Annotated in this window: 11 protein-coding genes; 4 read left to right on the top strand and 7 right to left on the bottom strand. The window is 71.3% G+C overall.

What is annotated here, in order from left to right; all coding sequences use genetic code 11:
* Positions 1–245: 245 nt before the first annotated feature.
* Both ACSYGN_RS31660 and ACSYGN_RS31655 read left to right on the top strand, forming a co-directional pair.
* Positions 246–1,055: an NAD-dependent epimerase/dehydratase family protein gene (locus ACSYGN_RS31660; RefSeq protein WP_460401680.1), complete on the top strand. Its 810-nt coding sequence runs from the start codon at positions 246–248 to the stop codon at positions 1,053–1,055.
* Between the two features lie 215 nt (positions 1,056–1,270).
* The gene (locus ACSYGN_RS31655; RefSeq protein WP_460403857.1) at positions 1,271–2,467 is read left to right on the top strand and encodes a TerD family protein; all 1,197 of its coding nucleotides are present in this window, start codon (positions 1,271–1,273) and stop codon (positions 2,465–2,467) included.
* Positions 2,468–2,559: 92 nt separating this feature from the next.
* Here the strand turns inward: ACSYGN_RS31655 and ACSYGN_RS31650 are convergent, their stop codons facing one another.
* Entirely contained in the window at positions 2,560–4,002 is a 1,443-nt protein-coding gene (locus ACSYGN_RS31650) for an alkaline phosphatase PhoX (RefSeq protein ID WP_460401678.1), read from the bottom strand.
* Between the two features lie 234 nt (positions 4,003–4,236).
* Entirely contained in the window at positions 4,237–5,700 is a 1,464-nt protein-coding gene (locus ACSYGN_RS31645) for a hypothetical protein (RefSeq protein WP_460401676.1), read from the bottom strand.
* Positions 5,701–6,322: 622 nt separating this feature from the next.
* On the opposite strand from ACSYGN_RS31645, the gene ACSYGN_RS31640 reads away from it, so the two are divergent.
* Entirely contained in the window at positions 6,323–8,149 is a 1,827-nt protein-coding gene (locus ACSYGN_RS31640) for an endonuclease/exonuclease/phosphatase family protein (protein WP_460401674.1), read from the top strand.
* A 52-nt stretch (positions 8,150–8,201) separates the two neighbouring features.
* On the opposite strand, the gene ACSYGN_RS31635 is transcribed toward ACSYGN_RS31640, so the two are convergent.
* Positions 8,202–8,852 carry a hypothetical protein gene (locus ACSYGN_RS31635; protein WP_460401672.1) on the bottom strand — a complete coding sequence of 217 codons (651 nt, stop codon included), beginning with the start codon at positions 8,850–8,852 and terminating at the stop codon, positions 8,202–8,204.
* A complete protein-coding gene (locus tag ACSYGN_RS31630) occupies positions 8,852–8,995 on the bottom strand; it encodes a hypothetical protein (RefSeq protein WP_460401670.1) in 144 nt (47 codons plus the stop codon). Before ACSYGN_RS31630 ends, ACSYGN_RS31635 begins: the two co-directional genes overlap by 1 nt.
* A gap of 177 nt (positions 8,996–9,172) precedes the next feature.
* On the opposite strand from ACSYGN_RS31630, the gene dapA reads away from it, so the two are divergent.
* Positions 9,173–10,108, top strand: coding sequence for a 4-hydroxy-tetrahydrodipicolinate synthase (dapA, locus tag ACSYGN_RS31625; RefSeq protein WP_460403855.1), 936 nt, complete (start codon positions 9,173–9,175; stop codon positions 10,106–10,108).
* A gap of 22 nt (positions 10,109–10,130) precedes the next feature.
* Here dapA and dapD read toward each other — a convergent pair whose 3' ends face one another.
* The 3 genes from dapD to ACSYGN_RS31610 all read right to left on the bottom strand — a co-directional run bounded on the left by dapD (position 10,131) and on the right by ACSYGN_RS31610 (position 12,590).
* Positions 10,131–11,120, bottom strand: coding sequence for a 2,3,4,5-tetrahydropyridine-2,6-dicarboxylate N-succinyltransferase (gene dapD, locus ACSYGN_RS31620; RefSeq protein WP_460401668.1), 990 nt, complete (start codon positions 11,118–11,120; stop codon positions 10,131–10,133).
* Between the two features lie 114 nt (positions 11,121–11,234).
* Positions 11,235–11,555, bottom strand: a complete 321-nt coding sequence (locus ACSYGN_RS31615; protein WP_460401666.1) for a DMT family transporter — start codon at positions 11,553–11,555, stop codon at positions 11,235–11,237.
* A 21-nt stretch (positions 11,556–11,576) separates the two neighbouring features.
* A complete protein-coding gene (locus ACSYGN_RS31610) occupies positions 11,577–12,590 on the bottom strand; it encodes a sulfotransferase family protein (protein ID WP_460401664.1) in 1,014 nt (337 codons plus the stop codon).
* Positions 12,591–12,741: the final 151 nt, after the last annotated feature.

The following is a 12,741-nucleotide window of genomic DNA, read 5'->3' as shown; positions in this document are numbered from 1 at the left end:
GTACGGCGGCGCCCTTGACGCACCGCACCACCCCTCTTAGCGTGTCCGCGCGTTTCCATGCATGTGAATGCCGACCATGGGATGCAGCCGCTCTTTCCACGGTTCGCCGTCCGTCCATGGTTCACGGACCCGACGCAAGCCGGAGCGGGACCGAGCAAAGCCGTAGCAATCCGCCACAGCCGCAGCCCGCAACACCCGTAGCAATCCGCCGCAGCCGCAGCACACCGACGCAAGGAGACCCGACGATGCCCGCCTCCCGCACCGTCCTGCTCACCGGAGCCGCCGGTGGCCTCGGCACCCGGATGCGGGACCTGCTGCCCGCCCACGGACACACCCTGCGCCTGTTCGACATGCGCCCGATCGAGGGCGAGGCGGAGGCGATCACCGCGGACCTCGCCGACCGGGCCGCCGTGCGCGAGGCCGTGCGCGGCGTCGACGCGATCGTCCATCTGGCCGGCATCTCCCTGGAGGCCCCCTTCGAGAAGATCCTCAAGGCCAACATCGAGGGCACCTACCACCTGTACGAGGCCGCGCGCGAGGAGGGTGTCCCGCGGATCGTCTTCGCCTCCTCCAACCACGCCGTCGGCTACACCCCGCGCCCCCGGGGCGACGACCCGCTGATCCCGGTCGACACGCCCCGCCGCCCGGACACCTTCTACGGCCTGTCCAAGTCCTTCGGCGAGGATCTCGCCCAGCTCTACTGGGACCGGCACGGCCTGGAGACCGTCTCCGTGCGCATCGGCTCCTGCTTCGCCGAGCCGACCAGTGTGCGCATGCTGTCGGTCTGGATGAGCCCCGCCGACGCCGCCCGGCTCTTCCACGCGGCGCTCACCGCCGAGCGGGTCGGACACACCGTCGTCTACGGCTCCTCCGCCAACACCCGGCTGTGGTGGGACCTGTCGAGCGCGCGGGCACTCGGCTACGAGCCGGAGGACGACTCGGAGCCGTACGCCGCGAAACTGATCGCGGATCAGGGCGAGCTGGATCCCGACAACGTCGCGCACGCTTGTCTCGGCGGGCACTTCGTCGACGACCCACCGATCTGGCCGTACTGACGGCTGCCGGGAGCCGCCCGTGGAGCCGCCCGGGGACGAGCGGTTTCTCGCCCCCGCCGCCCCTTCCCGTCCCGTCCCGTCACGGGGGCTCCGCCCCCGTCCCCCCGCTCCTCAAACGCCGGAGGGGCTGATTTTGAGCCAGACGGCAGTCCGGTGAACGTGGAAGATTAAGGGAACGGTAAAGCGGGTCCGGTCGTTCTCCGGACATGACCGCTATGACCCCTGGCTCGAACATCCCGCTCCCTGCCTCCCGTGTGACGGTGGACGTGGCGGCACCGGTGCGGCTCGATGTGTCGGGCCTGCTGCTCACAGCCGACGGCAAAGTGCGCTCCGACGACGACTTCATCTTCTACAACCAGCCGTCCGGCCCGGGAGTGACCTACCGGGCCGGCGGCGGTGCGTCGCCCGACGCGATCACCGTCGACACGGCCGCCCTGCCGCCGGGCATCGAGAAGGTGGTCGTCACGGCCAGCCCGGACGCGGCGGGCCAGACCTTCCAGGGCATCGAGCCGACGGCCACGATCCGCGAGGCCGACGGCAGCGGTGTGCTGGCCACGTTCACCCCGCCGCAGCTCGGCTCGGAGACGGCCCTGGTGGTCGTGGAGATCTATCTGCGCGGCGGTCAGTGGAAGGCCCGCGCGGTGGGTCAGGGGTATGCGAACGGGCTCGCGGGGATCGCGACGGACTTCGGCGTGACGGTGGAGGAACCGGCGGCGGCAGCGGCGCCCGCCCCCGCTCAGCCCGTCCCGCCGCAGCCCGCCGCTCCGCCGGTGGGCGCCGTGGGTACTCCCGCGATGCCGCCCGCACCGCCTGCGCCGCCCGCACCGGGCGCCGGGAAGATCAACCTCGACAAGGGCCGGGTCAGCCTCCAGAAGAACCAGACGGTGTCCCTGGTCAAGGCCGGCCGTCCGCTGCTCTCCCAGGTCCGGATGGGCCTCGGCTGGGAGCCCGCGTTCCGCGGCAAGGACATCGACCTGGACGCGTCGGTCGTCGCCTACGGCCCGCAGCGCAACCACATCGACAGCTGCTACTTCGGCAAGCTGACCATCCTGCACGGCGCGATCCGGCACTCCGGCGACAACCTCACCGGCGAGGGCGGGGGCGACGACGAGGCGATCACGGTCGACCTCGGCAGACTCCCGCAGGAGGTCACCGGTCTGATCTTCACCGTGAACTCCTTCTCCGGCCAGAAGTTCACCGACGTCGCCAAGGCGTACTGCCGTCTGGTCGACGCCGCCACCGACCAGGAACTGGTCCGCTTCGACCTCACCAACGCCGAACCGCAGACCGGCGTGATGATGGCCAAGCTCGTCCGGCAGTTCTCCGGCGAGTGGGACATGACGGCGATGGGCGAGTTCGTCAAGGCACGCACGGTGCGCGGCATGGTGAAGCCGGGGGCGCAGGCGCTGTAGCGGGGCGTACGGCGGGCGGTACGGCACACGGGGCGCCCCTGGACGAGGGCGCCCCGTGTGTACGGCTGAACAGCTGAACAGCTGAACGGCGTCTACCGGCGGTGGCGCTTCCAGGGTCCGGTGATCGCCACCATGATCCCCGGCTCCTGGATGTTGGCGTAGAGCGTCCGGCCGTCGGGCGAGAAGGTGACGCCGGTGAACTCGCTGTACTCCGGCTCCTCGGCGCTGCCGATGTTCAGGTCGTTGCGGGCGATCGGGTAGGTACGGCCGCTGTCGGTGGCGCCGAACAGATGCTGGATCCCCTCGCCGTCCTCGGCGATGACGAGGCCGCCGTACGGGGAGACGGTGATGTTGTCGGGGCCGTCGAAGGCGCCGTCGGCGGACGGGTCGGGGTTCACGCCCAGCAGCACCTTCAGGGTGAGGGTGCGGCGCCCCGGTTCGTAGAACCAGACGGCGCCGTCGTGCTGGACCGGGCTCTCGGAGCGGGCGTAGGACGAGACGATGTAGGCACCGCCGTCGCCCCACCACATGCCCTCCAGCTTGCGGGCGCGGGTGACCTGGCCGTCGGTGAACTGCTTGCGGACGGGGGTGGTGCGGGCGTCGCGGTCGGGCACGGTCACCCAGTCCACGCCGTAGACCGTGCCGGTCTTCGTGGCGCGGGAGAGGTCGTCGACGAACCGGCCGCCGGAGTCGAAGCACTTGAACGCCTGAAGCACACCGGCGTCGTCGGCGAGGGTGCGCAGCCTGCCGCGGCCGTGCCGGAAGCCCTCCGGCGGAGTCCAGCGGTAGAGCAGGCCGTTGGGGCCGGAGGCGTCCTCGGTGAGGTAGAGGTGCCCGCGCCCGGGGTCGACCACGACGGCCTCGTGGGCGTAACGGCCCAGCGCCTTGAGGGGCCCCGGGTCGCGGTTGGCACGGCGGTCCTCGGGGTCGACCTCGAAGACATAGCCGTGGTCCTTGGTCATACCGTTCTGGCCGGCCTTGTCCTCGGTCTCCTCGCAGGTGAGCCAGGTGTCCCAAGGAGTGTGGCCGCCCGCGCAGTTGGTGGAGGTACCGGCGATCCCCACCCACTCGGCGACATGGTCGCGGCGCACCTCGACGACCGTGCAGCCGCCGGACGCGGCGGGGTCGTAGACGAGCCCCTCGGTGAGCGGGACGGGGTACGTCCAGTTGGCGCGCGGGCCCTTCAGCTCGTGGTTGTTGACGAGGAGGGTCGCGCCGCGCGGGCCGTCGAAGGTGGCGGTGCCGTCGTGGTTGGACGGGGTGAACTCGCCCGACTCCAGCTTGGTCCGCCCGCTGTACGTGATGATCCGGTACGAGAACCCGGCGGGCAGCGCGAGGACGCCGTGGGGGTCGGGGACGAGCGGCCCGTAGCCGACCCCGCCGTGCCCGGCGGCCGTCTCCTCCCCCACGGCGTCGGTCTCCGTGGACGCAAGGGCGTGGGGAGCGGTGGCGAGAGCGCCGACGCTGCCCGCCAGCGCGATCCCGGCTCCCGTGATCGCGGATTGTCTGGCGAAGTCCCTGCGGGTGAGCGACATGCTGTCTCCTGTGACGGTCGACGTGCCGTGCCGGACGGAGGGTGGCGCACACGGTGCGCGCGCCAGGCTGCCGCCTCCCGCTGAACAGGGCCTGAACTCGGGACGACTTCGCAGGTCTTTCTTCCATGACTGCGTCTGGCCGGAACCACGGGAGTCAAAAGGCCGGTGCGGTCGACGGTCGGCGTGCTGTGCGGGCCACGCGGCGCCGACAACCGCAGACCAGCGACACAACCGTCAGTTCCAGCGCTGCGACCGGGCCTTGAACGCCGCCTTGCGGGCTTCCTTCGCGATCTTCTTGTCGGGGTGGAGGCGGCCCATCGCGTCCAGTACGTCCGCGGTGGCCGGGTGGTCGACGCGCCAGGCCACCGTGAAGAAGCCGGTGTGCTGGGCGGCGAGGCCCTCCACGAGGGCCTGGAGCTCCTCCGAGTTGCCCTCGGCGTCCAGTTGCGCGGCGAGGGTGTCGATGGTCAGCCAGAACACCATCTCCTGGGACGGCGCGGGCACATCGGGCAGCCCGTGCTCGCTCAGCCACACCCGGGCGAGACCGCCGAGTTCGGCGTCGTCGAGCACGTCCCGCAGGGCGGGTTCCGCGCCGGTGCCGACCAGCGAGAGCGCCTGCTGACAGCGCAATCTGCGCAGCGGCGCACCGGCGTCGGCACCCCGGGCCGCGATGAGCAACTCCCGTGCGGCGGCGAGGGGTTCGCGGCGGTCCAGCCACAGCTCGGTCTCGGCCTGCGCGGCCCGCGGCCCGAACACGGACGTCCTGTCGAGCAGCGCGTCGGCGCCCTTGTCCGCGAGGTCGCCCACGGCCGGCGCGTCGAACCCGGCCGCCAGCAGCCGCGTCCGCAGCCCGTAGCGGCCGAGCGCGGTCAGAGCGACCATGCCGTAGCGGGACACATCGGTGTCGTCGACGGAGGCCTCGGCCTGCTCCCGCCCGGTGCTCCCGTCGGTGTCCCCTTCCGCGTCCGCATCCACGTCCACCAGCAGCGCCTCGTCCAGCGGCTGGTACTCCACGAGCCCCACCGGCTCCAGCAGCCGGAACTGGTCGTCGAGCCGCATCATCGCGTCGGAGACCTGCTCCAGCATGTCGTCGCTCGGTTCCGCCATGTCGCTCGGCAGGATCACGCTGGCGGCCAGCGCGGGCAGCGGGACGGGACCGCCGGGGCCCTCCTCGTCGGCCGTGAGGAGATACAGGTTGCCGAGGACGTCGTCGAGGAACTCGGCCTCGGCGTCCGGGTCCCAGTCGACCGGCGGGAGTTCGGCGTCGCCGCCCTGTGCGACGGCCTCGGCCAGACCGTCCAGGTCGGGTACGGAGGCATCGGCGAGCACGGTGTCCAGGACGCCCAGCCACACCCTGAGCACGTCGTGCGGGGTGCCCCCGGTGAGCAGCGCGAGGTCCGCACCCGGCGCGACGGTCCCGGCCTCCTCGTCCACGATGTCGACGAGCCCGCAGTCCACGGCGAGCCCCCACGCCTCGTCGGCGAGGGCCTCGGCGTCGTCGCCGGTCAGCCCGAGTGCCTCGGCGGCCGCCGGGAGCTGCTCCTCTACGAGGTCGCCGCCCGCTTCGACACGGGTCTCCGGCCCGGCCCAGCGGGCGAGACGGGCGGCCCGGGAGAGCAAGGGCGTGGACAGCGCGTCGCGCGCCAGCTCCGCTTCGCTGTGCAGCCGCACCGGCGGCATGGGGGAGCTGTCTGACATCGGCGGTTTCTCCTCGGGCGCCTGGACGGCCGTACGGCCACACGCACACCGTACGACCACCTGTATCGCGTACGACGGCCCGGAAACGGGGGCCTCCACCGGCCCTGGGGCCTGTCGTCAGATTCCCGTCGTCCGCCCGAAGGGCGGGCCCGGCGGCGTCTGGTGCGCGCGATCGCAAGGCGCCGGAGCGCCCTCGTGGCGGAGCCACGTGGGCGTTTCGGCAACGCCGCGAGCGTGCGTGCCAGACGCCGCCGGGCAGACGGGAATCTGACGACAGGCCCTAAAGGGGCGGGGGTCGCGGGCCCGGACTGCGTCGTACGGCTCTGCCGGTTCAGCCTAGACGGGTTTTCGTCCATGCCGCCCGGTTCATTTCCCCGACGGACCCCGTACACGGCCGAAACCTTGACAACTGGCGTGATCAGGCAGGAGATTGACGCGCGTAGAAGTCGGGGGGACAACTGTTCACCGGAGTTCCGGGGCCTTGCGCTGCCCGGGCTCCGGCGTTCCGGAACCATGGACGCCCGCCCCTCCGGCGTCTACGCGTGTCACCCGCACCACCGTGCCACGCGCTCCAGCTCCACCGTCGTCCCGGCGCCCATGCACGCCCTCGGAGGGATCACCGTTGTCGAGCAAGTCTTCCGCGCGTCTCGCCGCGCTCACCGTCGCCGCCGTCTGCAGCGCGGCGTCCACCGTCGCCCTCACCTCCCCCGCGCACGCGGACTCCGTGCGCATCCATGACATCCAGGGCACCACGCGGATATCCCCGTACGCAGGCCAGAAGGTCGCGGACGTGCCCGGCATCGTGACGGGGGTGCGCACCTACGGCTCGTCCAGAGGCTTCTGGGTCCAAGACCCGACCCCGGACGACAACCCGGCCACCAGCGAGGGCGTGTTCGTCTTCACCAGTTCCGCCCCGAAGGTCGCGGTCGGCGACTCCGTGACGGTCACCGGCACGGTCTCGGAGTACGTGCCGGGCGGCGCCTCGTCGGGCAACCAGTCGGTGACCGAGCTGACCAAGCCGACCATCACCGTGCTGTCCAGCGGCAACGCGGTCCCGGCGCCGGTCGTCGTGGACGAGGACTCGGTGCCGGAGGAGTACACCCCGGCAGGTGACGCCGCGGCGAGCGGCTCGGTCAACGCCCTGCCGCTGGCGCCGTCCGATTACGCCCTGGACTACTACGAGTCCCTGGAGGGCATGAACGTCCAGGTCAGCGACACCCGTGTGGTCACCGCCACCGACCCGTACAGCGAGCTGTGGGTCACGGTGAAGCCGTGGGAGCACCAGAGCCGCCGCGGCGGCTCGGTCTACGGCTCCTACGACTCCCAGAACACCGGCCGTCTCCAGATCCAGTCGCTGGGCTCCACGGCCGACTTCCCGAAGGCGAACGTAGGCGACACCCTCACCGGCGACACCACCGGCCCGATGGACTACAACCAGTACGGCGGCTACACGCTGGTCGCGAACCAGATCGGCACCCTGGAGAGCGCGGGTCTCCAGCGGGAGACGACCCACAAGCAGTCGCGCGGCGAGCTGGCGGTGGCGACGTACAACGTCGAGAACCTCGACCCGTCCGACACCACCTTCGCGGCGCACGCCTCCGCGATCGTGAACAACCTCCGCTCGCCCGACATCGTGTCCCTGGAGGAGATCCAGGACAACAACGGCGCCACGGACGACGGTACGGTCGACGCGAGCCAGACGGTCACCAAGCTGATCGACGCGATCGTGGCGGCGGGCGGCCCGCACTACGAGTGGCGTTCGATCGCCCCGGTCAACGACCAGGACGGAGGCGAGCCCGGCGGCAACATCCGCCAGGTCTTCCTGTTCAACCCGGAGCGGGTGTCGTTCACGGACCGCGCGGGAGGCGACTCCACGACGGCGGTCGGGGTCACCCGGGAGCGCGGCAAGGCGGCCCTGACCGTCTCCCCCGGCCGTATCGCCCCGGCGGACAGTGCCTGGAAGTCCAGCCGCAAGCCGCTCGTCGGCGAGTTCGTCTTCCGCGGCCGCACGGTCTTCGTGATCGCCAACCACCTCAACTCCAAGGGTGGCGACCAGGGTCTGACCTCGCAGTACCAGCCCCCGACGCGCAGTTCCGAGACCCAGCGGCACGCCCAGGCGACCCTGGTGAACGCCTTCGTGAAGAGCGTCCTCGACGTCCAGAAGAACGCGGACGTCATCGCGCTCGGCGACATGAACGACTTCGAGTTCTCCGACACCACCAAGATCCTCGAGGGTGACGGCGAACTGTGGTCGGCGATCAAGTCGCTGCCGAGGAGCGAGCGTTACACCTACGACTACCAGGGGAACCAGCAGGTCCTGGACCAGATTCTGATCAGCCCCGCGATCCGCCGGGGCTGCGACTTCGCGTACGACTCCGTGCACATCAACTCGGAGTTCAACGACCAGATCAGCGACCACGACCCGCAGATCCTGCGCTTCCACCCGTGACACCCGGGGGCGTGTGGACGGGCCGGCTCTCCGGTCGGCCCGTCCACACGCCCTACTGGCTGAGCCGCCCCAACTGGCTCTGGAACCAGTCCAGCCGGGCTTGGAGGAACGCGGCCTCCGCGACGAGCTCGGTCACTCCGAGCCCCTCTCCGGGGGCCGATTCCTCCGCCTGCCCGCCGACGACCCGCACCCCATTCCCCGCGAGCCGGGCGAACGAGGCGAGCGAGACGGAGGAGCGTCCGCGCAGGCACCCCGCACAGACGGGCCCGAGCGCCCGCCAGCCGGGCCGCCCCCACCCGGCATCGGCGAGAGCAGCGGCGGCCCGCCCGCAGGAACACGCCCCGACGGTCACCGTACGCACCCGCTGACGGGCGTACCGGAACCCGCGCTCGAAACGGATGTAGGCGCCGAGCACGGACACCTCCAGCAGCACCGCCGCACGGTGCTCAGCGGTGCAGAGCAGCCCCTCGGCCACGGCACGGTCGTGCACACAGTGGAACCCGCAGTCGCACCACCGCGAGGGCGCCCGGTGCCGCCGCCCGTACACACAGGCCGCGTCCGCGACCACCCTGTACGGCAGCGCGCCGCCGAGCGACACCCCGGTGAACCCGGCCCGGCCACCGTCCTGGAACAGCAGGGGAAAGGCCACCTTGTACCCGGTGGGCGGCTCGACCGGCCGCTCGGAGGGCAGCCGGCGCCACATCAGCGGACCGAGACCTCTTCGCCGGCCTCTGCCTCGACTTCCACGACCTCGTCGCCCGCGTCGACGACCTCGACTTCATCGGCCTCGTCGGCAACGGGCCGCTCCTCGGCCACCCCGGTCGCCAGTGCCTTCCCGAGCTTCATGACGCCTCCCAAGCCGTGCATCCGGTGACGGTTCTGACCATGGTGACCCATGAACGCCCGTTTTGGACATAGGGCCTGCCAGCCCGGCGAAGACGCTCACATTAGCGATGCTTACCTGAACACCGCAGAAGATTTAAGTGGAACTACGGCGAGAGTCCGCCGAGACTGCATCCCATGATGACGACGACGTCCCCGCCCACCCCCGCTCCCCCCTTCGGCCGCGTCCTCTGCGCGATGATCACCCCGTTCTCGGAGTCGGGCGCCCTGGACCTCGACGGCGCACAGCGCCTCGCGGACCGGCTGATCACCGGAGGTTGCGACGGACTGGTGCTGAACGGCACGACCGGAGAATCGCCGACCACGACGGACGAGGAGAAGTCGGCGCTGATCAGCGCGGTGAGAGAGGCGATCGGCGGCCGGGCGGTCCTGCTGTCGGGCGTGGGCACGGCCGACACCCGCCACACCGCCGAGCTCACACGCCGGGCGGAGAAGGCGGGCGCGGACGGCGCCCTGGTGGTCACGCCGTACTACAGCAGGCCCCCGCAGGACGCGCTCGAAGCCCATTTCCGCGAGGTCGCCGACGCCTCGGCCCTCCCCGTCATGCTGTACGACATCCCGGGCCGCACGGGCACCCGTATCGAGCCGGAGACGATGATCCGGCTGGCCGCTCACCCCGGGATCGTGGCGGTCAAGGACTGCTCCTACGACCTCCTCGGCGTCCAGAAGGTCATGGCGCGCACGGATCTGGCCTACTACGCGGGCTGCGACGACCAGGTGCTCGCGCTGTACGCGCTGGGCGCCGCGGGCTGTGTCAGCACCGTGGCGAACGTCGTCCCGGACCGGCTGCGCGCGCTGATCGACACGTTCGACGCGGGCGACACCTCCGGCGCGGCCCGCCACCAGCGCCGGCTGACCCACCTGATCGACCTCATGACGGCGTCCGGTCTGCCCGGCACGGTCACGGCGAAAGCCCTGCTCAACGCCCTCGGCCTGCCCGCGGGCCCGGTCCGGCCGCCCCTGCGCCCCGCCGACCGGAGCGCGACCGACGGGTTGATGGAGGCGTACGCGTCCGTCACGGCCCTCACAGACCTCACGGAGGTCACAGCCGGGTAGGCCGGGGCCCGCCCGTGGGCGGTCAGTTGTGGCTGTGCAGGATCTCGTTCAGGCCGCCCCAGACCGCGTTGTTCGGGCGGGCCTCCACCGTGCCGCTGACCGAGTTGCGGCGGAAGAGGATGTTCGAGGCGCCGGAGAGTTCGCGGGCCTTGACGATCTGGCCGTCGGGCAGGGTGACCCGGGTGCCCGCGGTGACGTAGAGGCCCGCCTCGACCACGCACTCGTCGCCCAGGGCGATGCCGACGCCCGCCTCGGCGCCGATCAGGCAGCGCTCACCGATGGAGATGATGACGTTGCCGCCGCCGGACAGGGTGCCCATCGTGGACGCGCCGCCGCCGATGTCCGAGCCGTTGCCGACCACGACGCCCGACGAGATACGGCCCTCGACCATGGACGTGCCGAGCGTTCCGGCGTTGAAGTTGACGAAGCCCTCGTGCATGACCGTGGTGCCCTCGGACAGGTGGGCGCCCAGCCGGACCCGGTCGGCGTCGGCGATGCGCACGCCCTTGGGGGCGACGTAGTCCGTCATGCGCGGGAACTTGTCGATCGACGTCACCTGGAGGTGCAGGCCCTCCGCGCGGGCGTTCAGGCGGACCTTCTCGATGTCGTCCACGGCGACCGGGCCGAGCGAGGTCCAGGCCACGTTGGCGAGGAAGCCGAACGTGCCGTCCAGGTTCTGCCCGTGCGGCTTCACCAGGCGGTGGGAGAGGAGGTGGAGGCGCAGATAGACGTCGTGCGCGTCGACCGGCTTCTCGTCCAGGGACGAGATGACCGTCCGTACCGCGATCACCTCGACGTCACGGCGGGTGTCCGGGCCGATCGCCTTCGCGGCGCCCTCGCCCAGCAGTTCCACGGCACGCTCCGCGGTCAGCGACTCGGTGCCGGACGGTCCGGGCTCGGCGACGAGCTCCGGCGCCGGGAACCAGGTGTCGAGAACGGTGCCGTCGGCGGCGATCGTGGCGAGGCCGGCGGCCACGGCGCCGGTGGTGCGGGGAGCAGTCGTGTCGGTCATGAGGTGAAACCTAACGTGCGAGGTGCCGGGCTTGCGAACTGTGTCTCACCCGTCGGTCCGGGCCCGGCGGCCCGCGGGCGGACGCGCTTTCCGGGTTGCCGCGGCGCCTCGGCGTCAGCGGGCGCCGCCCAGGTTGATGACCACCACCCCGACGATGATCAGCGCCATTCCGGTGATCTTCATCGGGCCCAGGCCCTCTCCGAACAGGACGAGACCGAGCACCGCGATGGCCGCCGTGCCGATCCCGGACCAGATGGCGTACGCCGTTCCCACCGGCACCGACTTCAGGGTCTGCGCCAGCAGGGCGAACGACACGATGTAGCCCAGCACCGTGAACAGGGACGGCCAGAGTCTGGAGAGGCCGGCGCTGTACTTCAGCGTGGTCGTCGCCGCCACCTCGGCGGCGATGGCCGCGACCAGGAACACGTATCCCATGGGCGCGAACCTACACAACGCTCACACCATGACGCCGGGGGACGTGCTGGCCGCCGCCACCGGACCTGTTTCGCGCAGCCGGGTCATGCGGTCGAGTGTGCGCCGCTTGACGCGGGCCGCGCGGCGCAGGGCCGACACCTTGCGGTAGTGCACCAGTTCGGCCGGGTCGGGGCGGACGGCGCCGCTGAGCCCGTAGCCGTGCCGGGTGAGGCGCTCGCCCAGCACTGCCTCGCACAGCCGGATCTGATCGGGCGTCAGCCGGGTGCTCCAGCTGCCCGCCCGTGAGACGTCCAGCGCGCCATGGGTGCGGCTGTGCCAGGTCTTGCGGGCGGGTACGGCCGCCTCCGCGAGCCGGTGCGGCTCGGTCATCCCGGGATCGAACTCCTCGCCCAGAAAGGCGCAGAGCGCCTTCAGGCGCGGTTCCGGATCGGCCAGCAGGTCCTCGTAGCGCACCTCGTGCCAGCTGTCCGGGCCCAGGGCACGCGCATGACCGTGTGTCACGTCCATCACCTGCGCCCAGGTGGCGACGGCCTCGTGGAAGCCGCTGTGCCACCAGGGCATCCCCAGCAGCGAGGCGGCGCAGTCACGGCCGTCGCGCACCAGATGCACGAACTGCGCGTCCGGGAACAGCCGCAGGATCTCCTCGACGTGCAGGGCGTACGCGGGCCGTTTGTCGCCCCAGCGCACCTTGCCGTGCCGCCGCGCATACGACTCCAGGGCGATCCCGAGCGCGGAGCCGAGCGTGGGCGGACCCTCGACGATCCGCTCGGCCACGCCCTCCGGGTCCACGCCCAGTTCGTGGAAGCGGGTCTCCTTGCGGCCGCTGATCCAGCGGGCGAGCCCGGCCCGGTTGTCCGGCTCGCACAGATCACCGAAGCTGAGCCGCTGCTCGTAGGCGGGCAGCACGAAGCGGGTCTCCGGGGGCAGCGCGATCCTCGGATGGGCGTGCAGCATCAGCTGGAGCAGGGTGGTGCCGGAGCGGGGGCAGCCGACCACGAAGACGGGACGTACGGGGGTGAGTGCACAGGTAGCCACCCCTGCCACGCTGCCCCGGCCGGATGAGCCGGGACTGGGAAGGCTCTGAGAAGCGGATGTGAAGTCCCGTACGCCACTCGCGCCCCGGAAATCTCGTAGAAACCGCTCACTGAAACAGGTCCCACGGACACGCACGGTCCACTAGTGTTTC

This window comes from Streptomyces sp. YIM S03343, from assembly GCF_054729195.1.
This window is presented reverse-complemented; position numbering and strand designations above follow the sequence as displayed.

Bases quoted from the DNA above. Each gene is read 5' to 3' on its own strand.
- ACSYGN_RS31660 (WP_460401680.1), top strand. From the start codon at position 246: ATGCCCGCCTCCCGCACCGTCCTGCTCACCGGAGCCGCCGGTGGCCTC.
- ACSYGN_RS31655 (WP_460403857.1), top strand. From the start codon at position 1,271: ATGACCCCTGGCTCGAACATCCCGCTCCCTGCCTCCCGTGTGACGGTG.
- ACSYGN_RS31650 (WP_460401678.1), bottom strand. From the start codon at position 4,002: ATGTCGCTCACCCGCAGGGACTTCGCCAGACAATCCGCGATCACGGGA.
- ACSYGN_RS31645 (WP_460401676.1), bottom strand. From the start codon at position 5,700: ATGTCAGACAGCTCCCCCATGCCGCCGGTGCGGCTGCACAGCGAAGCG.
- ACSYGN_RS31635 (WP_460401672.1), bottom strand. From the start codon at position 8,852: ATGTGGCGCCGGCTGCCCTCCGAGCGGCCGGTCGAGCCGCCCACCGGG.
- ACSYGN_RS31630 (WP_460401670.1), bottom strand. From the start codon at position 8,995: ATGAAGCTCGGGAAGGCACTGGCGACCGGGGTGGCCGAGGAGCGGCCC.
- dapA (WP_460403855.1), top strand. From the start codon at position 9,173: ATGACGACGACGTCCCCGCCCACCCCCGCTCCCCCCTTCGGCCGCGTC.
- dapD (WP_460401668.1), bottom strand. From the start codon at position 11,120: ATGACCGACACGACTGCTCCCCGCACCACCGGCGCCGTGGCCGCCGGC.
- ACSYGN_RS31615 (WP_460401666.1), bottom strand. From the start codon at position 11,555: ATGGGATACGTGTTCCTGGTCGCGGCCATCGCCGCCGAGGTGGCGGCG.